The organism is Pseudomonas cerasi, from assembly GCF_027983475.1.
In the GTDB taxonomy this organism is placed as follows: Bacteria; Pseudomonadota; Gammaproteobacteria; order Pseudomonadales; family Pseudomonadaceae; genus Aquipseudomonas; species Aquipseudomonas cerasi.
The window spans coordinates 658655-682620 of sequence record NZ_JAQJVM010000003.1 but is presented as its reverse complement, the minus strand read 5'-3'; the positions used below and the strand labels follow the sequence as shown (position 1 = coordinate 682620).

At 60.6% G+C, this 23966-nt stretch carries 18 protein-coding genes (1 of these 18 cut by a window edge); 3 read left to right on the top strand and 15 right to left on the bottom strand.

Going from position 1 to position 23966, the window contains the following annotated elements:
* Positions 1-16 precede the first annotated feature (16 nt).
* From PI739_RS19100 to PI739_RS19035, 14 genes are all read right to left on the bottom strand, one after another.
* On the bottom strand, positions 17-1423 hold the full coding sequence (locus PI739_RS19100; protein ID WP_054081421.1) for a DHA2 family efflux MFS transporter permease subunit: 1407 nt from the start codon (positions 1421-1423) through the stop codon (positions 17-19).
* Positions 1420-2628 (bottom strand): type III PLP-dependent enzyme, encoded by a 1209-nt coding sequence (locus PI739_RS19095; RefSeq protein WP_054081422.1) that lies wholly within the window; start codon positions 2626-2628, stop codon positions 1420-1422. Before PI739_RS19095 ends, PI739_RS19100 begins: the two co-directional genes overlap by 4 nt.
* Complete coding sequence (locus PI739_RS19090; protein WP_044308133.1) at positions 2621-4405, bottom strand: IucA/IucC family protein; 1785 nt, start codon at positions 4403-4405, stop codon at positions 2621-2623. The genes PI739_RS19095 and PI739_RS19090 overlap by 8 nt, the downstream gene beginning before the upstream one ends.
* A gap of 195 nt (positions 4406-4600) precedes the next feature.
* The gene (locus PI739_RS19085) at positions 4601-5977 is read right to left on the bottom strand and encodes a diaminobutyrate--2-oxoglutarate transaminase (protein WP_003372849.1); all 1377 of its coding nucleotides are present in this window, start codon (positions 5975-5977) and stop codon (positions 4601-4603) included.
* A gap of 348 nt (positions 5978-6325) precedes the next feature.
* Positions 6326-8734 (bottom strand): TonB-dependent receptor, encoded by a 2409-nt coding sequence (locus PI739_RS19080; protein ID WP_054081423.1) that lies wholly within the window; start codon positions 8732-8734, stop codon positions 6326-6328.
* 69 nt (positions 8735-8803) lie between these two features.
* On the bottom strand, positions 8804-9769 hold the full coding sequence (locus PI739_RS19075; RefSeq protein WP_054081424.1) for a FecR domain-containing protein: 966 nt from the start codon (positions 9767-9769) through the stop codon (positions 8804-8806).
* Positions 9766-10275, bottom strand: a complete 510-nt coding sequence (locus PI739_RS19070; RefSeq protein ID WP_003318943.1) for a sigma-70 family RNA polymerase sigma factor — start codon at positions 10273-10275, stop codon at positions 9766-9768. Before PI739_RS19070 ends, PI739_RS19075 begins: the two co-directional genes overlap by 4 nt.
* Before the next feature lie 280 nt (positions 10276-10555).
* Positions 10556-11731, bottom strand: coding sequence for an MFS transporter (locus PI739_RS19065; protein ID WP_003372842.1), 1176 nt, complete (start codon positions 11729-11731; stop codon positions 10556-10558).
* A 22-nt stretch (positions 11732-11753) separates the two neighbouring features.
* A complete protein-coding gene (locus PI739_RS19060; protein ID WP_003372840.1) occupies positions 11754-12374 on the bottom strand; it encodes a hypothetical protein in 621 nt (206 codons plus the stop codon).
* 10 nt (positions 12375-12384) lie between these two features.
* Positions 12385-13866, bottom strand: coding sequence for an aspartate aminotransferase family protein (locus PI739_RS19055; protein ID WP_054081425.1), 1482 nt, complete (start codon positions 13864-13866; stop codon positions 12385-12387).
* The gene (locus PI739_RS19050; RefSeq protein ID WP_003372838.1) at positions 13863-14546 is read right to left on the bottom strand and encodes a class II aldolase/adducin family protein; all 684 of its coding nucleotides are present in this window, start codon (positions 14544-14546) and stop codon (positions 13863-13865) included. Before PI739_RS19050 ends, PI739_RS19055 begins: the two co-directional genes overlap by 4 nt.
* The gene (locus PI739_RS19045) at positions 14543-16171 is read right to left on the bottom strand and encodes a xylulokinase (RefSeq protein WP_003372836.1); all 1629 of its coding nucleotides are present in this window, start codon (positions 16169-16171) and stop codon (positions 14543-14545) included. Before PI739_RS19045 ends, PI739_RS19050 begins: the two co-directional genes overlap by 4 nt.
* Before the next feature lie 10 nt (positions 16172-16181).
* On the bottom strand, positions 16182-17063 hold the full coding sequence (locus PI739_RS19040; protein WP_054081426.1) for a TorF family putative porin: 882 nt from the start codon (positions 17061-17063) through the stop codon (positions 16182-16184).
* Between the two features lie 28 nt (positions 17064-17091).
* Positions 17092-17517: a DUF2147 domain-containing protein gene (locus PI739_RS19035; RefSeq protein ID WP_054081427.1), complete on the bottom strand. Its 426-nt coding sequence runs from the start codon at positions 17515-17517 to the stop codon at positions 17092-17094.
* 160 nt (positions 17518-17677) lie between these two features.
* Between PI739_RS19035 and PI739_RS19030 the strand changes: the two genes are divergently transcribed.
* The 3 genes from PI739_RS19030 (at position 17678) to PI739_RS19020 (ending at position 21006) form a co-directional block, all read left to right on the top strand.
* Positions 17678-18361 (top strand): TetR/AcrR family transcriptional regulator, encoded by a 684-nt coding sequence (locus PI739_RS19030; RefSeq protein ID WP_054081428.1) that lies wholly within the window; start codon positions 17678-17680, stop codon positions 18359-18361.
* Between the two features lie 181 nt (positions 18362-18542).
* A complete protein-coding gene (locus PI739_RS19025; RefSeq protein WP_054081429.1) occupies positions 18543-19979 on the top strand; it encodes a coniferyl aldehyde dehydrogenase in 1437 nt (478 codons plus the stop codon).
* A gap of 358 nt (positions 19980-20337) precedes the next feature.
* Positions 20338-21006 carry a helix-turn-helix transcriptional regulator gene (locus PI739_RS19020; protein ID WP_003434001.1) on the top strand — a complete coding sequence of 223 codons (669 nt, stop codon included), beginning with the start codon at positions 20338-20340 and terminating at the stop codon, positions 21004-21006.
* 117 nt (positions 21007-21123) lie between these two features.
* Here PI739_RS19020 and PI739_RS19015 read toward each other — a convergent pair whose 3' ends face one another.
* Positions 21124-23966: the 3' end of a non-ribosomal peptide synthetase gene (locus tag PI739_RS19015; protein ID WP_271352100.1), read on the bottom strand. It continues 14938 nt past the right edge of the window; the window shows 2843 of its 17781 coding nt (coding positions 14939-17781); its start codon lies off the right edge, out of view — the gene reads right to left on this strand; it ends in the stop codon at positions 21124-21126.

Here is a 23966-nt window from a genome sequence, read left to right as displayed (position 1 = left end):
TACCTCGAACGAAAAATTATCGGGGTTCGACCGCGTCGGGCTGGGCCTCGGCGCGCTCGTCGTTAAGGGGGAAACGCCAGGCACAGGGCAGTGCCAGCAGGATCAGCAGGCCGGTGGCGATGAACACTTCACTGATGGCCGAGGGCGTGGCGGCCGGTCCCGCGGTGTTGAAGCGGAACTCCAGCCACAGCGACGCAATGACGATGGCCAGCGACGCGACCAGACGGCGGGAAATGTTGTTCATCGCGGCGCCCTGAGTGACCATCGGCTCGGGCAAGGCATTTAGCCCCGCCGTGGTCACCGGCATGTAGGAGAGCCCGAGACCGGCGCCACGAATCATCATCAGCACGAACACCACGCCGATTGCGGCATCGGCCTTGAGCATGCCCAGCGCCAGGGTCGAAACGCCGGTCAACAGCAGGCCGACGACGACGACGGTGCGCGGGCCATGGCGGTCCAGTGCCTTGCCGCCCCACTGCCCGAACAGGCTCGCGAAGCTGGCGGTACACAGCAGCGCCAGGCCGGTCCAGATCGGGCTGTAGCCCAGCACGCTCTGCACCAGCAGCGGCAACAGCACCAGACACTCGAACATGCCGACCGATTGCACCACGGCGATGATCACGCTCAGGCGATAACCGCGCAGGTTGAACAGGCGCAGATTCAGCAGCGGTGCCTGGCGACTCAACTCGACGCGGACGAACGCCAGCAGACAAGCCATCGCGACCAGCACCATGGCCTGATTGACTGGGTCGAGCAGCGCCTGAGCATGGTGCATGCGGCTGATGGCGACCATCAGCAAGCCAATGCCCGACGCCACCAGCAGGTAGCCGATCAGGTCGAACGGCTTGCGCTCGGCAGGCTCGGAGTCCGGCAGCACGCCGACGCCCAGCAACAGTGCCAGCAGACCAATGGGCACATTCATCAGGAACAGTGAGCGCCAGCTGAACCACTCCAGCATCAGGCTGCCACACAGCGGACCAAGCGCCGGTGCGAGCATTACTGCTGCGCTCCAGAGCCCGGTCACCCTGCCCCGTTCGTGCTTTTCATACACCGAGAAGATGATCGCCAGCGACAACGGGATCATCAGCCCGCTGGCAATGCCCTGTACCACCCGTGCGGTGATCACCAGTGCGATGGAGTCGGCCAGCGCGCCCAACAGCGAACCGCCGATGAACAGCGCCACACCCCACAGATACAGGCGTTTGCGTCCGATGCGCTGACTGAGGAAGCTGGTCAGCGGCATGGTCATGCCCATGCTGGTCATGAACCCGGCGACAATCCAGGTGGCCAGCAGAGGGCCGATCCTGAACGCATCCATAAAGGTCGGCAGCGCCGGGTTAAGCGAACTGTTGCTCAGGCTGACCGTCAGCGTACCGAGCAGCACGTTGAACACCACCCAGCGGCGTGGGACGTTGAAACTCATTGGCGAACCCGTTCACCGTTGCGCACGAAGTGCTGTGACGGTCGTGGATGGCAGAGAAAGTCGGCGTGGGAGATGTTGTAGCCATAGGCTCCCGCCAGCGGCAGGACCAACAGGTCACCAATGTTCACACCTTTGAGTGGCTGGCGACGGCTCAGCACATCCTTGGGCGTGCACAGCTGCCCGACAATGGTGTAAGCCTGCTCTGACGACTCAGTGCTCTGCGGTGCATTCGGCAGGTGGATCACCGGATGGTCATGGCTTTGCGCGACCGGCAGGCGAAACTGGTGAGTACCGCCTCGACAGACCAGAAAATGCTCGCCGTGGCTGGTTTTGCTGTCCAGCACCTCAATGGCGTAATAGCCGCAATAGGCACTGATGAAGCGTCCCGGCTCGAAGCGCAGGATCGGCGCGTCGTGCTGCTCGCCCAGGCGTTTTTCCAGATAACGGCACAGCCGCTGCCAGTCGAACTGCTGACTGTTGAGGTAATCGACGCCAATACCGCCGCCGACGTTGAAATGGGTGAGTTGGCTCGGATCGCGGGCCAGAGCCTTCCATTCCTGCCAGCGCTGCAGGTAGAAATCGAGCAGTTGCTCATGACGTTCAACCGACATCTGATGCGACATGGCGTGTACGTGGAAGCCCTTGAGCGTCAGGTGACTGGCGTTGTCCACGCGTCTGACCGCCTCGGCCAGATCAGCTTCGTCAATCCCGAACGGTGTCGCGGTCCCGGCCATCGCCAGCCTGCTCGATTGCGCAGCGGGCAGTTGCGGGTTGATGCGCAGGAACACCGGCTGCACGCGCCCCGCTTGTTCTGCCAACTGTTGCAGACGCGCGATTTCGTTGAGGCTCTCCAGGTGGATGGCTTCAACCTTGTTCAGCAACGCCGAACGCAGATCGGAATCAAGTTTGCCTGGGCCCGAGAACACGTAGGGCTTGCGTGTCGGACAGGCCATCACCCGCTCGATCTCGCCCCCAGAGGAAATTTCAAAGCCACTGACCAGCGGGGCCAGGGTTTCCAGCATCAGCGCTTCGCTGTTGGCCTTGATCGCGTAATACAGCTCGACACCGGCGGGCAGCGCCGCCATGACTTCACTGACATGCTGCTGCAGCGCGTCCAGATCGTAGACAAAGGCCGCCAGCGGATCGGCTTCCAGCGCCCGAGCCTCCTTGATGGCCGCCAGTACGGTTTCCGGCACCTTATGCATAACGTGCCTCCGTGGCCCACGGCGACGCAAGACGCACATAGTTGGCTTCGCGGTCGGCCTTGGCGGCGAGCCGGACCTTGAGGTTGGTTTTGCAGGCAATCGACTGGCCTGCGATCAGCGCGTCCAGCTCGGGCGCAGGCAGCACCAGTTCATCACGGATACGCTGCAATTGCCGCTCGACGCGCTGCCACATCAGTGGTGCCAGGTGCGGGCGCTCCCAGCTCAAGGCCAGTACCGCCTCGGACAGGTTATTGATCAGCAGGCAATAGGTAATGCGGTTCCAGCCCTGTTCGCGGCTGTAGAGCAACGACTGGCGAATTCTCGGGTGCAGCCCCACCTGAATCGCCTTGATGCCCAGCTCTTCGGTCAGCTTGACACCTTCAAAGTCGCGCAACAGCAGCTGTTGCGGGCGTCCGTTGTCGTGAATCAGCACCGCATTCTGCAAGTGCGGCTCCATCACGATGCCGTGATTGAAGAACAACGCCATGACCGGGTTCAGCAGCAAGGCCTGGTACTCATCGAACCAGTCCAGCAGATGCTGGTCCTCAAGCTCCCCGCCATTGAAACGCTGGAGGAAGTCGTGCACCAGTGGGCGTGAACGCAGATCACGAGCGAACAGTGTGCCCGCCATCACGCTGCTGTCGGCGCCGGAGCGGCGGCAGAAGTTTTCCCGCAGAATGGCGCCGGTCTGCTCGCGGAACCAGTGACCGTCAGCCTCGCTCGCACCTTTGGGCGCCCAGCTCATCGAACCGGGTTCGGCGACTGTGGACAGCCCACCGAGGGTTTCCGGACGAGTCTGCTGCAGGCGCTGAAACAGTTCGTCGATGATCAGCGTGCTCTCCAGTTCATACCATGCGTTTTTCCTCACGCAGTTGGTGATGCGCACATTCAGCGAACCCTTGATGAAGTAGTCGTGCCCCTCGATGTACCAGGTGCGCATCGACGCCGTCGGGCTGGCCAGCAGCCCACTGGCACCCAGGTCCGAGATATCCCCCAGCTCAAGCAGCCTTTGCACGCGGCGGTCCTGCATGAACAGTTGCGCCTGTACCGGATGCATGCAGATCAGCGCATGCCCGGGCCGGGCCCGCGATTGGTCCGCGAAGCCTGACATCACCTCGGCTTCGCTCAAGCCATTGGAGGTGATTCGCAGCCCTTCCAGCGGCACTTCGAACAGATGCAGCGCGGTCTGTGCCTGAAACTCCGGGGCGTAGGTCTCCTGCGCCAGATGCTCAGGCCACAGGCGCGCCTTGGGCGCCGGATGGTTGGGGTGGCCGAACCACAAACCCTGCTCACTGGCCAGATAGCCGCTGAGCGGTGCCGGATGCTGACCGGTCATGTTGTGCGCAACGATGGCAGCAGTCAGGTGCTGGCTTTGCAGGACCTGATCCAGTAGTTCGTCATTGCTGGCACGGGTCATGTGCTCACAGGCGGTCAGCAGTTGCCGGGCGAATTCGGCGAACGCCAGACAGCGCCAGGTGCCCTGCCCCTGACGAGCGTAGACATCGGAAAGGTAGCGATGGCTGCCCAGGTGGTCGCGGCGGTCCACCAGAACAAAGAACTGCTGCTGATTGGGCAGGCTGATGGTGAGCGGAATGCCCTTCCATTGCCCGCCATCGACGAAACTGCCAGGCGCTATGCCTTGCATGCCTTCAGGCCAGGTGTAATGCAGGCACTCTTCCGGCAGTGCGAATTCCTTGATCAGGCAATTGAGTAACGCGCGAGTGGTTGCCAACTCGCTCACCATGTTTGATAAGACGGTGCGATCGGTATTAGTCATGTCTGCTCCACAGTCGCCTTTACGCTGACCGTTCAAATGACGTCGCAACAAACGTTGATTTATCGCTTGCGGCACAACAATCGAGCTGTCGAGGGGCGATAAGTTCGCCCAGCCAAACGTTGTGTGCGGTGTTGTTTCAATCGTGATATCAGTGTCACGATGATGGGCTGTTTATGCCTTGCTTATTACAAACTTTTATTTACGTAGCTGGGACAGTGCCGCCTTGAGCGCTTGTTCAAAACGCTGGATCACCAAGTGGCATTGCTCTTCGGTAATGATCAACGGCGGCAATAAGCGAATGACATTGCCATTGCGACCACCGCGTTCAAGTAACAACCCCTGTTTGAAACAATGCTGCTGAATGGCGACAGCCAGGTCCGGGTCCATCGGCAGGCTGCCGAGGCGGTCAGCCGCTTTGCGCTCATCGACAATCTCGATGCCCAGCATCAGGCCGCGGCCGCGCACATTGCCGATCGCCGGATAGCGTTGTTGCAACAGACCGAGCTGTTCCTTGAGCCAGTCGCCACGTTTTGCGGCCTGGCCAGCGAGGTTCTGTCGCTGCAGCACTTCAAGGGTCGCCAGGCCGGTGGCCATGGCCATCTGGTTGCCACGAAAGGTGCCGGCATGATTGCCCGGAGACCAGGCGTCGAACTCGCGTTTGAAACCCAGCACTGCCAACGGCAGACCGCCGCCGACCGCCTTGGACATGACGATGACGTCGGGTTCGATCCCCGCGTGTTCGAAGGCAAACATCTTGCCGGTACGGCCAAAACCGGCCTGCACTTCATCCAGAATCAGCAGAATGCCGTGCTTTCGGGTGACTTCGCGAATCTGGCGCAGCCATGCCGCAGGTGCCGGATTGACACCGCCCTCGCCCTGCACCGCTTCCAGAATTACCGCGGCCGGGAGCGACACACCACTTTCCACGTCTTCGATGAACTGGGTGAAGTAATAACTCAGTGCTTCAGTGCCGGCCTCGCCGCCAATGCCCAGCGGGCAACGGTATTCGTGGGGATACGGCAGGAACTGCACACCGGGCATCAGGTTAGCGACAGCGTTTTTTGGCGCCGTGTTGCCGGTCAGCGCCAGGGCGCCGTGGGTCATGCCGTGGTAGGCGCCGGAAAAGCTGATGATGTTATGACGGCCGGTGGCGGTCTTGGCCAGTTTGATCGCGGCTTCGACGGCGTCGGCCCCGGACGGACCACAGAATTGCAGGCAGTAATCACGCCCCTGTCCTGGCAGCAGACTCAGCAGCGTTTCGCTGAAGGCGTCCTTGACCGCAGTGGTCAGGTCAAGGGTGTGCATCGGCATGCCCGAGGTCAGGAAGCTGTCGAGACTGGCCATGATAGCTTCGTGATTGTGTCCAAGTGCCAATGTTCCGGCGCCGGCCAGGCAGTCCAGATACGTGGTGCCTTCGACATCCGTGACCCATACGCCATGTGCCTTGGCTATCGCCAATGGCAACTTGCGCGGGTAACTCCTTACATTCGATTCAAACTTGCTCTGCCTGTCCAGATAGTTGGCATTGGTTTTCTGCGACGTCGTAGAGTGCAATAAGCCATTATTCAACATCTGTAAGTCCTCGCTGGATTTCTGGATGCAAATTATTATCATTTACCTAAAAGTGCAACCCATTATTTCGAAAACAAAGATGAAATTTAAATGAACGTTTCTGCGCGCCTGACAATGAATAAGGCACGCAGTTATACCGACAGAATTAATCGGTATAACTCAATGTGCCACTATTGAAAGTGGCCATTTGTTATTCTGGCATATGACCAAGCAGTCTATTTAAATAACAGACTGTGGTGTCGCCGTGTTGAGGTTGATTATTTAATACTGCACACAGGTTATCCCTCGATGAGGACTGCCGGTCGTTCGCTATACACGTGAGCCCTTCCCTGGGCGTCGCGTATCCACTCAGAAACCGATGGTGGCCGACAACAGATAGGTGCGCGGTGTCGACAGGGTCAGCCCCGGCTCGCTGTCATCCGACGCGCCGGCCGAGCTCCAGTAGTACTTGTTCATCACGTTCTCGACGTTGGCCCGCAGTGTGATGTCCTTCTGATCGACCTTGAAAGCATACCGCGCACCGACGTCGAAACGCTCCGATGAGTCGATGCTTTTGCTGTTGGCCTGATCCAGATACTGCGAACCGGTGTAGATGCCCCGTCCGGTCAGGGTCAGACCGTTTACGCCCGGAACGTCCCACTCGGCCCCCAGATTGACGTTGTACTTGGGGGTGGCCGGTGCGCGGTTGCCGTCGAATGTGCCATTGACGGTGTTGGTCAGTTCGCTGTCGATGTACATCACCCCGCCCAGCAGACGGAAGCCCTTCATCGGCTCACCGAACATGGTCAGCTCGACACCGTCGTTACGGCGCTTGCCGTTCGGGCCGAACACACGGGAGGTGGTATTGGTCTCGTAGGCCGGTTGTTTGATACGGAATACGCTGGCGGTGAAGGCGAATGACCCCAGGTCATATTTGGCGCCGACCTCGACCTGACGACTGACGAACGGCGGGAAGATCTGGTCTTCGTTCACCGAGGTCGACGGAGCGATCTTGCCCTGGCTCAGGCCTTCCATGTAGTTGGCGTACACCGAAAAGTCGTCGGTCACCTTGTACAGGATGCCGCCTGATGGTGAGACCTTTTCCTCATCGTAGGCGGTGTCGCCTTTCACGCCATCGGTCCAGTCATCAACCTTGACACGCTGCCAGCGGGCGCCGAGTGTCAGCAGCAGACGGTCCTCGAAAAACCCTAGCGTGTCAGTCAGCGCCACACCGCTAAAACGGTTCTCGGTGTAAACCTTGGAGTCGGCCCGCGTGGGATTCGAGGGTGTCGGCGTGTCGACCGGGTTGTAAAGATTGCTCGGCGCTGCCGCATAGCGTGCACCACCGTTTTCAAAGTCCATATAGAAATAGCTGGCAGCCAGGTTGACCTCGTGGCTGACCGGCCCGGTAGTGAACCAGCTGCGCGCGCCGGCGGTGGCTGTGCGCACATTTTCGTCACGGGTGAAATCGCGTGGTTGAACGCTGAAGTCGCCTGCATCGTTGGTGACCGATACCGCATGGCGCAGGAAGTCATGGTTACTTTTGCGCGCGCCGACACCGCCGTAGAGCATCACCGAGTCGCTGAGGTCATATTCGGCATTCACTGAGCCGAACGTATCCTTGGTGCGCGCCTTGCTCCAGGACTGCGCATAGTTGTCACGCACATCGTTGGCGTTGGGCACCTTCGCGTTGGCACCGACCTGCACGCGTTCCTGCGGAGCATCGGTGTCGCGTTCGGTGTGCCCGATGTCCGTCGACAGACGCAGGCGATCACCACGGAAATCCAGGCCCAAAACGGCCATGTCGCGATCAACGCTCTGGTGATCCCATTCAGTGTCGCCGGACTGTTTCACGCCGTTGAAACGAATCCCGAACTTGTCGTCTTCGCCAAACCGACGGGCTACATCGACTGCAGCACCCACCTGCCCCTTGGAGGCATAGCTGGTGGTGAGCTCGGTGAGCGGTTTATCCGTCGCGCGCTTGGGGACCACGTTGATCCCGCCGCCGACACTGCCTCGCGGCGAAATGCCGTTGATCAACTGGCTCGGCCCCTTGAGGATATCCACCCGTTCGGCCATTTCCATGTCGATCGTGTAAGTGGGCAGAATGCCGTACAGGCCGTTGTAGGAAACGTCGCTGTTGAACAGGCTGAAGCCGCGAATCGTGAACTGCTCGTAACGCCCGCCTGCGGGGTTGGTGGCACGCACTGACGGGTCACTGGCGATCAGGTCGCCCAAGGTTCGGGCCTGCTGGTTTTTCACCGCGTCCTTGGTGTAGGTGGTCATGCTGAACGGCGTTTCCATGAAGTCCCGCGAACCCAGCATGCCCTGCGAGCCTTTGCGTGCCACTTGGCCGCCTGCGTATTCCTGGCCATCGGTAGAGCCGCTGTCACCGACAATCGAGGTGGGTGCAAGTTGCAGGCCTGCGCTGGCGCTGTCAGGTGCCGGGATCAGCGTGTAGGCCTGCTCCCCGACGGGCATCAGTTGCAGGCCGGAACCTTGCAGCAGGCGCGCAAAGCCTTCCTCGACCGCGAACTCGCCGGACAACCCCGAACTGTTCCGCCCGTTCACCAGCGCAGGATCTACCGACAGGTTGACCCCGGCCTGCCCGGCGAAACGGGTGAGCGCAGCGCTCAGGCTGCCGGCCGGCACCTCATAGGCGCGTCTGCCCGATGTGTCGGCCCAACTGGTCGAGACAAATAACGGACTGGAACTCAACGTCAGCAACAGGCTGAAATGCAAAAGTGGACGCAAACGGTAGGAAGACACTGCGGACATAGAGGGAAGCTCTCGTATTTTTTGTGCACTTACCTGGAATGACCAGCGAGACAAAAAAAAGGGACAGCATTACGCACTATTTTTTGTCGAAATGTTTTTTCGAGGCACCAGGGTCACCCAATAACGCGTGCGCATCTGCACGTCCACCGGCAGACTGGCCGCCAGCAAGGACAGCACGCGGTCGGTATTGTCGAGCCTGAAACTGCCCGTCACTCGCAGGTTTTCCAGCTCAGGTTCCCAGCGCAGCAGGCCCGGACGGTAACGACTCAGCTCGCGAAGGAAATCGCCCAGTGACTGGTTCTGCGCGCTCAGCACATCGTCGCGCCAGCCAGGCAGCAAGGCGTCGAAGGCACTGACAGGACCGATGCCGCTCTGCTTCAGCGTGACCTGCTGCTGCGCATTCAAGGCCAGCACCGGCCCGCGCAGGGGATAAAGCTGCACCGTGCCGCTGATGACCGAGACCCTGCAATCGCTTGCGTTGAGACGCACACAGACTTCACTCCGGCCAACCACGATGCGCCCGTAAGGACCGTTGATGGTCAGCGGCGCGCTGCCAGGCACCTTGAGGGCTATTTCGCCCCGTACAAGGGTGATTGCCCGGGCGCCCATGTCCACGTTCACCGCACTGTCGGTATTCAGTTGCAACATGCTGCCATCAGCCAGCGACAGGCGCTTGTGCTCGCCGACTGCGGTTTGCAGGTCGGCACGCCAGACATCCAGCGGCAATTGACGCCCCAGCAGCCAGACTGCAGGGACCAGTGTCACGGCGCCCAACGCTCTTTTTAGCGTCGCACGCCTGGCCTTGTCAGGACGATCCAGCGTCGCCATGGCGAGGTTGGCAGGCAGACCGAAAAAACGCTGACGCAGCTGTTGGGCCTTTTGCCAGGCGCGTTCGTGACTGGCGGAGCTGTCACGCCAGTGTTGCAGCATGGCGTGATCTTCATCGCTGGCACCACCGGATTCCAGAAGCGCCAGCCACTGCGCCGCTTTGCGTACTACCTCGCGTTCTTCGGTAGAAGGTGCCGGACGAATCACCAGTCCACCAGCAAACAGTGCTCGTAGGCTTGTGCCATATAGCGTTTGACGGTGCGTTCGGAAACACTCAGGCGTTCAGCGATTTCCCGATAGCCCAGCCCCTCGAGCTGACTCCAGAGAAACGCCCGCCGCACCACTGCCGACAGACCATCGAGCAGCTCGTCCAGCGCCTGCAGGGTTTCCAGAAGCAACCAGCGCTGCTCCGGCGACGGCACGCTTTCTTCGGGCAACTGCGCCAGCGCTTCCAGATAAGCCTGTTCAAGGCTGCGGCGAGTGTAGAAATTACTCAGCAGCCGCTTGCCCACGGTCAGCAGGTAGGCACGCGGCTCCTGCATATCGGCGATCTGCTGGGAGCTGGAGAGCACGCGCAGGAACGTATCCTGACTCAGGTCAGCCGCATCCCAGGCATTGCCCATGCGTCTGCGCAGCCAGCTTTCCAGCCAGCCATGATGATCGCGGTACAGGGAATGCAAGGTCTGCTGTGATAGCGTCGCTGCTTGAGTCATGTCAAAAGCCTTGAGCGATGGGATGCGCCAAATGAGACTGATTCTAATTAGTGTTATATCCCGAGTCCACGCTCTTTTTTTCAAAAGGCCCATCGCCGCTGCGTGAAATCGGGGCTGTCAGCCCGCAACACGTTGATCCGCGCTGCATCCGGGCGATTGACCTGCACGACAAATTAGCGCTGAAAAAGCGCCCCTTGTGTCCTGTTTGTACGTTTTCCGAGACAATGCCTGCCGGGATGGGTGAATCGGCTACTCCCATTACTGTTAAGTACGCCGCCAATCAAACCCCGCCCACAACCCCGACCCTTCTATCAACTGCCCGCCGGTGCAGCAGCGCTATCAGGCACAAAGCCGATACCGACAGCCAGACGCTGACCAGCAGTACCGGTTGAGCATTGTCGCCAGACACCCATTGCGACGCCAGCAGCGGTCCGAATGCGCAGCCCAGCAGTTGCATGCCGGGAATGAGCCCGGCGATGCGTCCCGAGGGGTCTATCTGCAGCGCAATGCGCACCTGAAACGGGGTCAGCATCAGGTAGATCAGGGCAAACAGCGCGCACAGGCCCAGAAATACGTTTACCCCCTGATCGGCTGTTATGTACATGCCCAATGCAATGCCGGCCAGAAGAAACGCGGCGGTAGCCAACATCGAGTAATCAGGCACCCTGCGTACCAGCAGAATGCCCAGGCAGCCGCCCAGCACCTGCATGAATAACATCGCGGACACCAGCAATTGCGCCGCATGAGCGCCCAGCCCTGCGTGGAGGCCCAGCGGCTCCAGATACGCCCACAACCCGCCAACGGCCGAGAGCTGCATGAACACCAGCATCAGCAGCAGCACTTGCTTCAAATTCCATCTGAAACCTGATGTATCCAGCTGTCTGTCAGGCTGCTGCGGCAAGCGTCCTGGTAACCAGACAACGAACAGCACTGAGCTTGCGGTCAGCATTCCCAGAAACACGAACCCTGCATGCACGCTACGATCAGGCAGTATCAGGTACGCAAGCGCTGCGGCCATCAGTGCCTGAGCCAGGGTCTGGACGACCATGAACACGCCTGCCACCCGGTCTGGCGCAGGCCCCTGAACGATAAGGCTGACGGCGCCCCAGAGCAGTAGGCCCTCGGCCAGCCCCGCCAGCGCGCGTGCAGCGGTCAACGGCCCGTCGCCGGTGACATTGGCCGTGACCAGATCCATTCCGGCAGCGCACAGGATGGCGATGACCGTCAGCAGGCGCAGGTTGAGCATCGAACGCAGCAGGTCGCCCAGCACCACACCGAGCCCCAGCGCGACGATTTCACCCATTGCGACCAGCCCGACACCTTCCAGTGATACGTGGTCTTGCGCCAGTAACTCGCCAAGAAGCAATGGTTGCAGCCCTACCATCAGCACCGCGACAGAGCCCAGTGCCAAGGCGGCACTCAGGTGCCTGCGAGTTACAGCGGACGACGTTTGCATGGCATGCGCCTCTTCGGAAGTTTCAGTAACCGCGGGTTTCAGGCGGAATACGGCCTTCGGCAAAACACTGCGCCGCCCGCTTCTCGTCTTTCATCAGCCTTCCGTTGGCCACCAGCACCACCCACCAGGGCAGTAACGTAAGGTGCGTGCCACATGCCTTGGCCAGCGTATAGGCCTTGGCGCATTTTTCGAACAACTCTGCATTGAGGACCATTCGCGCCCCTGTAGTACCCATCACCACCGGTGTGCTGTCGATCACCGCAGCATTTCCCCCACGCTTCAACAGTCGCGCCAGTGGTTGCTCGGAACTGGCAGGCGTAGCCATATGGCCTATATGGCGTGCCTGCTCATCAAATAGAATCGGCAGGACTCCGCCAAAATCCACCAGGCTTTTGGCGAAGGCACCGCCGCCGAGCAGAACGGCGCCGACGTCAGCTCGGGCGCGGTAGATCGCCGCGTGCGTCTGGCCGTCGCCCGCTGCCGAGTCGTTGCAATCAACCACCTGCGGCGCCAGGTCGTCGAGCTTGCCCAGCCACATGCTCTGTTCGCCCGGCAATCGCAACGACACACTGCTGTGTGAGTCCACCTGCCCCATCAGGCGTTCACGCAGATCAAACCACTGTTTTCGAAGTGAATCGCGCATGCTGCTCACCTCACACCAACTGAAAGACAGCGTCGAAGCGTTCGAGCGCGTCGTCGATGACATCGTCGGTGTCAGCCAGGCTGGTGTACAAGCGGCTCCCGGCCAGCGTGATCAGGCCGTGAGCGGTATACGCGGCGCCCATCTCTTCCATCATGTGCTTGCGAGTCTTGGCTTCATTGCGCGCCCTCAGCAGCTTGAGCGGGTTGCCGGTATCGAGCAGCAGGACGCCGGACGTCTGCAGGTGAACGATGGAGCCCATGTTGTACGCCACGTAGGGCAAGCCGCGCCGATTGATGATCTCTTCCAGTCCTGCGCGCATACGGTCGCCCGCCCTTCCCGCCAGCGCCGGCGCGTTCAGGCGGCGGGCTTCGACCAGCGCGTAATAACCAGCGACGCATGACAACGGATTGGCCGACAGCGTGCCGCCGACGAACGCCCGTCGCGAGGATGTGCCGATGCCACCGGCAAGCAGTTGCATCACGTCCCGGCGCCCGCCAATGGCACCCGCCATCGGATAGCCCCCGGTCAGGCATTTGCCCAGTACAGTGATGTCCGGCATGACATTGAAATAAGCCTGTGCGCCGCCCAGACCGGCACGGAATCCGGTGACCACTTCGTCGAAGATCAGCAGGGCATCGAATTCGTTGCACAGCGCACGCAGCTGTCGGTTGAAGTCGGCGTGCACCGGACGCGTGCCACTTTCCGGGCCAAAAGGTTCGACCATAATGGCTGCGGTGCCACCACGCAGACGATTGATTTGCAGCCTGCGACGCAACGCATCGAGATTGTTGGGTGGGCTCTCCTGAGTGTTTGCGGTGGCGCCTCGCGGGATTCCCACTGCCTCCATGCGCCCGGTGCCCGGCAAGCGCATGCCATAGACCAACTGGTCGCTCCAGCCGTGGTAGGCGCCGCCGATCTTGATCACCCATTTCTTGCGGGTATAGGCACGGGCCAGGCGAACCGCGGCCATGACCGCCTCGGTGCCCGAGCCCAGCAAGCGCAGCATGTCGACGCCCGGCATCGATTGGCAGACCAGTTCCGCCAGTTTGACTTCATATTCATGCAGCAAGCCGGTCACCGGCCCGCACTCATCGAGAATCCGGTCAACCTGTTCGCGAATGGCCGGATGGTTGGAGCCCAGCAACGTCGGGCCGCCTGCCTGCAGGAAGTCGGTGTAGCGATTGCCATCGACATCGGTCAGGTGCGCACCGTTAGCCTGGGCGAAGGCCAGCGGAAACGGATAGTTGAACGCCAGGTTATGTTGCACGCCTCCCGGTATGACCTTTTTCGCCGCCTCGGAAAGCCGCTTCGAGCCTTGGCAGCGCTCGTCGAAATAGCCCATGATCGTGTTCATCGCGTCGCGCTTGATCGGGCGAATCGGCTGTTTCACCAGCTCATCGAAGCGGCGATACAGTGAATCGACATCGGGCCATTGCGACACGGCCGATGCGGGAATGTCAGGGATGTTGGCAGGATCGAGAGGTCTGTTCATGATTGAGTCTCTGAAAAAGTCTGAGGGCTGAGGGCATGCGAGCCGGCACTGGTCAGGGCGTCGATCAGGCGTGCTATTGCAACGCGTGATTCGGGTTTGCCACGGCTGTTGGCTTTGATCTGGTTGAGAAGATGGTCACGACAGAATGTTTCCAGGTCCTCCAGGCGCTTCAGGGTGGCTTCTATGTCCGGGCCACAGCACAGAACGCCGTGATTGCGCATCAGGTAGGCGTTTTGGTCAGGCCGGATGGTCTTTTCCAGCTTGCCCGCCAGCCAACCGGAACCGGACGGCGCATAACCCACCAGCTGAATTCGCCGGCCCAGCGATTGCCACAGCGGCGGGTATGGCACTTCCAGCGATTTGCCGAACAATGTGCAGGCGCTGGCCAATGGTTGATGGGTATGAATGCTGCAATTGACGTCCGGGCGACTGCGCAGGACTTTCGCGTGCAGCTCGCTTTCAACCGAGGGCGAACGTTCACCCGACAGCTGCTTTAGGTCCTTGAGTCGCAATACGCAGACGTCCTCTGGCCGCATGCTGAAGTAGTCGGTGGCCGACGGAGTGACCGCGATGTGCAATGCGTCGATACGCAGCGCAAGGTTGCCGCCGGTTGCGGCAAAGAAGCCGCGGCGTGACAGATGCCGCGACAGGTCGACGATCTGCTGTTGAACATTGCTCATGGTGCCGTCTCCTGCGATGGGTTCAACCTGCGATAGAGCGGCGCCAGACGTTTGCGGACTTCCTTGAACGTGGCGAAGCGGTCGTCATACAGGTTTCGGGTTGATTCGGAGGGTTCGTACAGCCGATGCGGCCGTTGCAGGGCCGGCAGATCGTTGAACTGCAGTTTTTCGAGCGCTACTGCAGCAATGAAGGCCGCACCGCGTGCGTTGGTCTGAATCGGGTTATGCGGTTGCTGAATGACTCGCCCGCAGACATCGGCCATGATCTGGCACCACACATCCGATTGCGCTCCGCCTCCGGTGGCGACGATGACTCCGCGCGACTGGCCGATAAATTGCGAGAACGGTTCCAGCATCCAGCGCGTGTTGTGCGCGACGCCCTCCATGAAGGCCCGGATGATGTCTTCCCGCGAGTGCTCGAGTTTCAGGTTGATCAGGCCGGCACGCAGGCTCGGATCACCTACCGGAGAGCGCTCGCCACACAACCATGGCGTGTAGATCAGCCCCCTCGAACCCGGTGGCACTCGGGCGGCGATACGGTCCAGCAAGGCGTACACGTCCGGCTGCTGCTCATCGCTCAGCAACTCGTCCGGGTGATACAGCACCTTGTCGCGCAGAAACGACAGATTGGAGCCCGCCGCCGATTGCATGGCCATTGCCAGATACCGGCCCTTGACCGCACTGGGTACCGCAGCAATGTGGTGGCGAACACTGGATTTCTTGAACGGCACGTGAGCGCCGACCCACGACGAGGTGCCCAGATAAAGATGCGGAGCGAAGTCGCGCACGGTGGCGCCAACGGCCACCGCCGAGGTGTCCACAGCACCCGCCACCACAGGTGTGGATCGAAGCAGCCCCAAAGCATCGGCGAGCTCGGGCTTCAAGGTGCCGATGACTTCCGTCGAGCCCACCAGCTCAGGCAGCTTGCCTGCGTCGATACCCAGAGCCCTGATCAGGCTGGCGTCGTAACGGATGTGATGAGGATCGCGATTGTCGGTTACCCAGGCGGTCAGCATCGAGTCACCTGTGGCGCAGAAACGCCCAGACAAGCGCATGTTCATATAGTCGAGCACATTCAGAAACTTGTGCGTCTGGTCATACCTTGCCGGATCGTGGTCAAGGATATAGGCCATGTGCCCGGCCGAATCCATGCCCGACAGCGACGCTACCCCGCCGGTCAGTCGCAGCGATTTCCAGAGTTTGAGCGGCCCGTAGCCGCCCAGATTGCACCAGCCTCCGCCCATGCGTTTTTTGATCGAGTCGGCGCCGCGTTTGTCCAGCCACAGCAGCGCCCGGCCAATCGCGGTCCCGTCGCGATCGACACAGACCGTGCCTTCGCTTTGCGTCGAGCAACACACGGCCACCACCTGACGACGCCTGAGCGGGTCGGCTGCCAGCAATTCGTGGGCACCAAGCAGAAACGCGTTCCACCAGTCCTCGGGTTCCTGCTCGGCACTCAGGCCACTGACGTGCAGCGGTACACCGTGAAACGCCCAGGCGCGGATGTCTCCCTCCATGGAGACCAGCGCGCACTTGCAGCCGGACGTTCCCAGGTCGATCGCGAGGACGAGTTGCTCCAGGCCGGTAGCCGCCTCAGGCGTCCGGGAAATGAAAAGCGAAGTCATAAAGGTCTACTCAGAATGTGCGGGAAATCGACGCTACCCAGCGACTGCCGTCCGTGGTGCGCACATGTCCGTCGTCCTCGGCCATATACAGCTCGCGCGCCCTGGTCTTGGTCGTCACCCAGTCAAGCCCCCAGTCGAAGCCCCACCAGTGGTGGACCAGACCTGCGCCATAATCGGCAAAGTCGGCTTCCGAGAAGTTTTCGATCTGTTGATAGCCGGCGTGCAGCTTCAGGTTGGTGTTGATGCCCAGCGCGTATTTGTAATCGAGGTCATAGAGCATGCTGCCCCGGGAGTTGCGGTCACCCTTGGCATAGCAATCGAGGCCTTTGGTCGGGTCATCGCGGAACTGCAATTGCGCGCCGCATACCCCGCCACTGTTGGCACCCCGGTAGTTTTTCGAGAGCACCCGGGCGATTCGCCCTTCGAGCGCGCCGTAACCGATTTCAAGCACGGCGAACTGGCTGTTGTAATTGGTCGAGTGCTCTTCACCTGGCGTGAACGTTTCGAAATCGAACCGGTTCGGCGCCTTGAACTGAGCCCCTGGAAACATCTCGGCCGCCAGCCCGACGCCATAGTGCCAGGCATCCGGATCGCCGAAGCGATAACCGCCCGCCAGCAATACACCTGCACCGTCGCCGTCGAGGAACTGTTTCTTGCTGACCGTGGTAAATTCGGCAAGCGCCACCAGGCCTGTTTCATGGGCGACCTGGAGGGTCACCTTGGCCCCGGGCCGATTCAGAGAATCGGAAATCCCGCGGGTACGAATGTCCGAGCTGACCTTGGCGGTAACATCCACTGCGTAGCTCGACATTTCATCGGCGATGGCAAGAGTCGGGCTTGCTGCGCAGCAGAGGGCTGCAGCCATTACATAACGGGTTGTATACGTGCGCATGATTCTCTCCCACGCTAAAGGGCCGGATTTACGATTTGCAAACCGGGGCAGGAGGCAGTGTTGCGATTCGCTCGAATTGCTCTGTCTTGCCGAGAACTTCGGTGCCAACAAAAGCCCTTACATTGAGGCGTCCATCCTTGACTCGAACGGCGCCCTTATATTTTTTCTGATCACGGGGGTCATACACCCAGCCATCACGCCAGGCGTCCTGGTCGTAGCGGGTCAGCTGCAGAATCTGTACGCCGCAGTCACTCGACGTCGAAGCAGCATCCTTGACCCAGACAATCTGGCCGCAGATAGCGCCGGTCTTGTCTGCGCAGTCGTCAAGCCTGACTACCGCGTCCTTTTCCGCCGTCAGCCAAAGGCCCTTGGCCTCAAGCGGACCGGCAGCAGCATGAATGCCGGTGGAGCACATCAGAACCGAAGAGAGGAAAAGCCACTGCCGTACGTTCATAGCGTCACCTTTTTTATTTTTTGTTTTGACAGACCGTCACAATAACGACGCTTCAGTTATGATAGTCATCGCTACACGATAGTTATAACTATCATTTTATCGTGCAGCAACTGTTTTTTTGATCGTCATGCTGGCGCCCCATTCTTCTTGACAGGTACTTATGGCCAGGCTGAAAACCGAAACCCTTCCCGAGCAGATCGCCGGGAAAAGCGTTGAACGCAAGAAGTTGCCCGCGCAGCAGCGTGCTACCGAAACCTACGAACGCATTCTGGTCGCCACGGCAAACACCCTGTGCGAGGTCGGCATAGAACGTTTGTCGACCAATCTGGTATGCGAACGGGCCGGCCTTACGCCGCCCGCGTTGTATCGCTATTTCCCCAATAAGTACGCGCTGTTGACGGTGCTGGGCGAACGTCTGCTCGAGAAACAGAACGAGCGGATCGATCACTGGATCACCCCCGAGCTGATCGCAGGTACGCCTCAGGCGCTTGAGCAGGCGCTCGCCGAGCTTATTCTGGATACGTACCGGGTCACCGATGCCACGCTGGGCGGCATGTGGACGCTCAAGGCACTGAGGGCGGTTCCCGCGCTGGAGCATGTGCGGCTCGACTCCCACCGCAGGGTTTCCAAGGCTCAGGCCGCCATCATCGGCAGTGCTTTTCCAGACGCGGCGTCCGAGGACATCGCCATGGTTGCCCGCGTTGCGGTGGAAATGATTCACGCGACCATTGAGTTGTTGTTCGATGAACCGCTGGAGCCCGCGAAAACCTGCGCGATGGTGGCAGCGATGATTGTCAGTCATCTGGATCGCCTGGCGCCCGAACCTGTGCATGGCGAGCAATGATTGCAATACAGGTTGGCCGTTCCAGCCACTTTAACCGGCCGGATCGCCCCTCCATTGGCTTTGCAGTGTCCTATACGGTTAGGTGAGCCAGGACATCGACACATTACCGCTGACACGCCTGCACTTGCGGCAGGTTCGGTCGCAGTGACTATAAAAAACACGCAGCCACAGGAGCAGCGTCATGAATCAACCCGCCAGGGTTCCGCCAGGTACCACGTTCCACGCTGCCGGGCTAACCGAGCTGTTCGAGGCACAGCAGGCTGCATTCCGTGCTCAGGGCGCACCTTCCTACGATCAACGAATCGCAGACCTCAACGCCGTCCTGCGTATGGTCAGCGATAATCAGGACAGGTTGCTCGAGGCGGTCAGCGCAGACTTCGGCAACCGTTCGTTCGACGAAACCCGGCTCGGTGAATTGATGCCGGTGGTCAACGGCATCAAGCACATCCGCTCGCACCTCAAAGCGTGGATGCGTCCGTCCCGGCGCAAGGCGGGTATTGTCTTCAGGCCCGCCGCAGCACGGGTGGTTTATCAGCCGCTGGGCGTCGTCGGCATTCTCGCTCCGTGGAACTACCCGTTGACGCTGACGCTGGTGCCCTTGATAGAGGCGCTGGCTGCAGGTAACCGGGCGATGATCAAACCTTCGGAACTGACACCCCGAACCTCCGAGCTGCTCAGGCAGTTGCTCGGCGAAACGTTTCCCGCCGAGCAGGTTGTCGTGGTCACTGGCGACGCCACGCTGGCGGGCCAGTTCAGTGAGCTGCCTTTTGACCATCTGCTGTTTACCGGCTCGACCCACGTGGGCCGCCAGGTCATGGCGGCGGCGGCACGCCATCTGACACCGGTCACACTGGAGCTGGGCGGCAAGTCGCCAGTCGTGGTCTGCGACGACTTTTCGATCCCGAAAGCCGCTCGGACGATCGCTATCGGCAAACTGTTCAACGCCGGTCAGACCTGCGTAGCACCTGACTATGTCCTCGTCCCGCGCGAACAGGTGGACAGCTTTGCCAGCGAGTGGCTGGCTGCGGCAAAAAAACTTTACCCGACCCTCGATGGCAATCCGGACTACACCTCGATCATCTCCCAGCGCCACTACGACCGGCTTATGGCGATGGCCAGTCAGGCCGTCGCGACGGGGGCCAAGGCGTGGCAACACAATGCGCCTGCAACGGCGGGCGAACGCAAGATTGCACCAATGGCACTCACTCAGGTGTCCCTGAACGCAGATGTCATGGGCGAAGAGATTTTCGGCCCGCTGCTGCCGGTGCTCGCGTATGACTCTCTGGATGAAGCCATCGCCTTTATCAATGCTCGTCCGGCACCGCTGGCCCTTTATTGCTTTTCCAACGTTCAAACGTCTGTGGACAGGGTGCTGAACCGCACGCAGTCCGGCGGCGTGACCATCAATGGCACCATGCTGCACGCAACCCAGGATGACCTGCCCTTTGGCGGTGTCGGCGACAGTGGCACCGGGGCCTATCACGGCTACGAAGGCTTCGTTCGCCTGTCCCATGCCCGCGGCGTTCTCAAGCTCGGTCGTTTCAACATGTCCGACAAGGTCTCGGCACCTTACGGACGGCTTACGCGTCTGGTCACCCGACTCATGATCGGGAAGTAGGCGCCTGCCGAACGATGTTACCCCGCCATACCACGACGTTTACATGCATATGCGCGGGGGGTTTATTCACTTTCTACTTCCCGTCACAACATCAGGCAGCATGAGCTAACGCCGGCCAGCCCGCCCCACTTCTGCGACGCCATTGTCCGCCGTCCGACCGCTGACCATCACTCTTTCTGATAGTGAAGTATTTAGGTAACCTCAGGACGATACTCTTTGCTGTACTCCACTAGAGATGCTCTAGTGGGCATCTAACGCTGATCTCGCGCCGAAAACGCCAGCGACTAAGTTGATGTGACTGCGCCATGCTTACAGCGTCTATAACATTGTCAGCAGTTCTAAACTCATGGATGACTAAATGCCTCACACACTACTTCCGCAGATTGGCAGGGCCATCGCCAGCATCGGTAGCGGGAATTTTTCCAGCATGTTCCACAAGCTGATCGATACTCAGCTTGCCGTAGATGCCACGCACCTCTCATCACTGCCGCAGCCCTGGCAAACGCCGCCTGCCTCTGCACCAACGGTCTTTAACGAGACCGTCACATCATCGCGGGGCACGCTGTTGCTCAGTGACTCCATTCATCTTTACCCTGATCAGGCCTCGGAAAGCTTTAGTTGTAAAATAACGGTATTTCGGGCGCTTCCCGCGCACGAATTCTCAGAAAAGGAACGCCGGCAGCTGGGCGACATTTCCCCTCTGCTGTTTTCGATACTTGAAAAACATGTCAATGCTCTGCAATCGGCAATGCCCGGCATCGAGCATAAAAAGCCCGAAAGCATTGAGAAGCGCTTCCAGGAACGACTGCGCGAAACGGGTCTGACGTTGTCCGAACGCGAAACCCAGGTGTGCCTTGGGCTGCTCGCCGGTCATACCGCGCTTGAGCAGGCCGAGCGGCTCGCACTCAAGGTCAATACCGTGGGCAGTTACCAGCGCCGTGCGGCGATCAAACTGGGCATCAGCGGTCGTAATTCACTGATGCGCTGGATGTATGGCTCATCAGCGGGCGTTTTTTCAACCTGCTGACCGCCAGTCGATGCAACGGACGGGGCGATACCGATCGCCCCTCCCGGATCCACCCTCACCGCCTCCGATGCAAGACCTCCCTGCGCCTGCAATCACGCTTTATCAATACCCACCAAGTCATTGCGTTTCCCCCACACCGACTGTCAATCCGTCATACCACCAGGCCGCCAGGCTGTAGACGTCCGGAGCTTTCAGGACGCTGAAGTGGTTACCCGGCCCCTCCCAGAGCGAAAGTTGCGGCAGCAAATGCTGCCATTGGCTTGCGCAAGCGGCATGTTCGAGTTGATTGTCCAGCGCATCCAGATGCGGGTCATTCACCAGTACCAGACTTGCCCTGCCGCTGTAGCCTCCCGGCTCAGGTCGATAGACCGTGCGCAAGGCGCTGGCAAACGTGCGGACGATCCCTTGCAGGGCCTGTGCCGCCAGACGTGGCGGCAATAACCCGACGCGCACCATGGCCTGCTGAAGCAGGTGCATTTGCGCGACCGTGTCGCTGTCGGCAAACGCCAGTGGGTCGAGCTCCAGGCTTCTTCCACTGGACAGCTGCAGCGCCTCGATCAGGCGTTCCAGCACGGCGGTGGCGGTATAAGGCTTGCTGCTCAGACCCTCGCCGCCAGGCGCCTCGCTGTCGATCAAGGTCAACGAGACAACCTCGCGGCCTCGGGCCTGAAGCTTGACCGCCATGGCGTGCGCCGCCCAGCCTCCGAACGAATGCCCAACCAGATGCAGCGGGCCTTTCGGATACAGCGCTTCGATGGCTTGCACATGGCTCTGCGCTGCCGCTTCCACCCTGCTGTGCGGAACACTGCGACCGTCCAGGCCGCGCGGTTGCAGGCCGTGGATCGGCCAGTCCGGCCCCAGCGCCTCTGCCAGGCCAATGAAGCTGGTGACGCTGTCACCGGCGCCCGGTACACAAAACACTGGCGCATGCCCGTCACGCCCGCTCTGGATCGCCAGCAGCGACTGATGAGCCGGTGCCGGCGGTGGCGTGGCGGGCACGCTGTGCAACGCCTGAACGATGCTCCGACCGAGCACGGCCACGTGCGGTGCCTGCATCATCGTCATGTGGTCCCCCGGGACATCGACGCACTGCAGTTGATTTCTGGAGAGAATCTCACCCCAGCCCAGGGTCGAACTGCTTCCGATCGGCGCCATTGGACGCTGTTCGGCGCGGAACAAATGGATCGGCAGGCTGAGCGGTTCCAGCTGGTAATGCGCCAGGGCCTGACCATGCGCCACTTCCCGGTCCAGGTAATGGTGCAACTGCTGATCGCTCGCCAGCGCCAGCTCCTCGTACAACAGACCTTCGTCGCGGCACAGTTGCAACAGCGTCGCGAAGTCCGGCAGCGGTGCTTGCTCGCTCAATGAGGTGAGGCGCGCCAACCTGGCGGCACCCTCACCCGCCTGGGCTTGCCAGTGCGCAGTGCAGTGCGAGAGCAATTGCCGCTCAAGCAAGTCAGGTCCCTGCCAGCGTGCCTTGCCCTGATCGGTAAGGCGTGGCACATAGCTGTCGATCAGGCCGAGGAATGTGACGGCCTCGTCCATGCCCAGCAGTTGAGTAGCCACTTCGTAGGCCATAACCCCACCAAACGACCAGCCAGCCAACCGATACGGACCGCGCGGCTGGACCTGACGAATGCGCTCCACCATCCGCGCAGCCAGGCACTCCATGGTGCGTAATTGCTGCTGCCCAAGGCCAATGCCCGGCAAGCCGTAAATCGGAAAGTCGCCCTGAAGATGTTGCCCAAGCACAGGGAAATAAGCATCCAGCCCTGTGAAATCGTGGAGCAGAAACAACGGTGACTCGCTGCCACCGGCACGCACTGTGATCACCTCACGAGCTTCGTCCGGTGATCCTGGACGCTGGTCGAGCAACCCTGCCAGTGCTGCGACGCTAGGGTGCTGAAACAGCTCGGCCAGCGTCAGTGACACGCCTGCTTTTTGCAGCAGGCTGACCAGACGGATGGCCGATAGCGAATGGCCGCCCAATTCGAAGAAGCTGTCGTGCCTGCCTATTTTTCCGACTTCAAGAACCTCGGCCCACACCTCCGCCAGACGCTCTTCCAGCGCTGTCGAAGGCGCTTGGTAGGCGAGGTTCGCAAGAGCGGCCAGGTCCGGCGCAGGCAACGCCTTGCGGTCGACCTTGCCGTTCTGGGTCAATGGCAGCGTATCAAGACCTACAAATACCGCAGGCACCATGTATTCCGGGAGCTGCCCCAACAGATGCGCACGCAAGGCGGCACTGTCGAGCGATGCATCGCGACGGGTGAAGTAGCCCACCAGACGCAACGAACCATCGTCCAGACGCTGGGTGGTCACCACCGCTTCGCCGACGCCCGGGCATTGCGCCAGGTGCTGTTCGATCTCTCCCGGCTCGATACGCACGCCACGGATCTTCACCTGATCATCGTTGCGGCCCAGGTATTCAAGCGTCCCGTCGGACAGCCAGCGCACCAGATCGCCGGAGCGATACATTCGGGCGCCGGGGCTGTCGCTGAACGGATCGTCGAGGAAGCGTTCTGCGGTCAGGTCCGCACGGTTCAGATAGCCGCGAGCCACGCCTGTGCCGCCGATGTACAACTCGCCGGGCACCCCGAGTGGCACTGGCTGTCCACGCGAATCCAGTACGTACAGTCGGGCATGAAAAACCGGCTTGCCAATGTGCAGCACCTTGCCCGGCTGCATCCGGCCAGAGCTGGCCACCACCGTGGTCTCTGTCGGGCCATAGTTGTTGACCACGGCGAAACCCGGATCACGGTTGAAATGGCGTAAACGATCACCGCCAATCAACAAAGTCTGCAGCGTCGGATGGTGTAATTCACGGCTGAAGGCGTATTCGGCCACCGGGGTCGGCAGAAACGCCACCTGCAGCGGCTGAGCCAGCCACCAGTCGAGCAGCACATCGAGCTGTTCGTTGCCAATCTCAGCTGGCGGCAGGTGCAGCACCGCACCGGCACACA

Coding starts and splice junctions, on each gene's coding strand:
- PI739_RS19100 (WP_054081421.1), bottom strand. CDS start 1,423: ATGAGTTTCAACGTCCCACGCCGCTGGGTGGTGTTCAACGTGCTGCTC.
- PI739_RS19095 (WP_054081422.1), bottom strand. CDS start 2,628: ATGCATAAGGTGCCGGAAACCGTACTGGCGGCCATCAAGGAGGCTCGG.
- PI739_RS19090 (WP_044308133.1), bottom strand. CDS start 4,405: ATGACTAATACCGATCGCACCGTCTTATCAAACATGGTGAGCGAGTTG.
- PI739_RS19085 (WP_003372849.1), bottom strand. CDS start 5,977: ATGTTGAATAATGGCTTATTGCACTCTACGACGTCGCAGAAAACCAAT.
- PI739_RS19080 (WP_054081423.1), bottom strand. CDS start 8,734: ATGTCCGCAGTGTCTTCCTACCGTTTGCGTCCACTTTTGCATTTCAGC.
- PI739_RS19070 (WP_003318943.1), bottom strand. CDS start 10,275: ATGACTCAAGCAGCGACGCTATCACAGCAGACCTTGCATTCCCTGTAC.
- PI739_RS19065 (WP_003372842.1), bottom strand. CDS start 11,731: ATGCAAACGTCGTCCGCTGTAACTCGCAGGCACCTGAGTGCCGCCTTG.
- PI739_RS19060 (WP_003372840.1), bottom strand. CDS start 12,374: ATGCGCGATTCACTTCGAAAACAGTGGTTTGATCTGCGTGAACGCCTG.
- PI739_RS19055 (WP_054081425.1), bottom strand. CDS start 13,866: ATGAACAGACCTCTCGATCCTGCCAACATCCCTGACATTCCCGCATCG.
- PI739_RS19050 (WP_003372838.1), bottom strand. CDS start 14,546: ATGAGCAATGTTCAACAGCAGATCGTCGACCTGTCGCGGCATCTGTCA.
- PI739_RS19045 (WP_003372836.1), bottom strand. CDS start 16,171: ATGACTTCGCTTTTCATTTCCCGGACGCCTGAGGCGGCTACCGGCCTG.
- PI739_RS19040 (WP_054081426.1), bottom strand. CDS start 17,063: ATGCGCACGTATACAACCCGTTATGTAATGGCTGCAGCCCTCTGCTGC.
- PI739_RS19035 (WP_054081427.1), bottom strand. CDS start 17,517: ATGAACGTACGGCAGTGGCTTTTCCTCTCTTCGGTTCTGATGTGCTCC.
- PI739_RS19030 (WP_054081428.1), top strand. CDS start 17,678: ATGGCCAGGCTGAAAACCGAAACCCTTCCCGAGCAGATCGCCGGGAAA.
- PI739_RS19025 (WP_054081429.1), top strand. CDS start 18,543: ATGAATCAACCCGCCAGGGTTCCGCCAGGTACCACGTTCCACGCTGCC.
- PI739_RS19020 (WP_003434001.1), top strand. CDS start 20,338: ATGCCTCACACACTACTTCCGCAGATTGGCAGGGCCATCGCCAGCATC.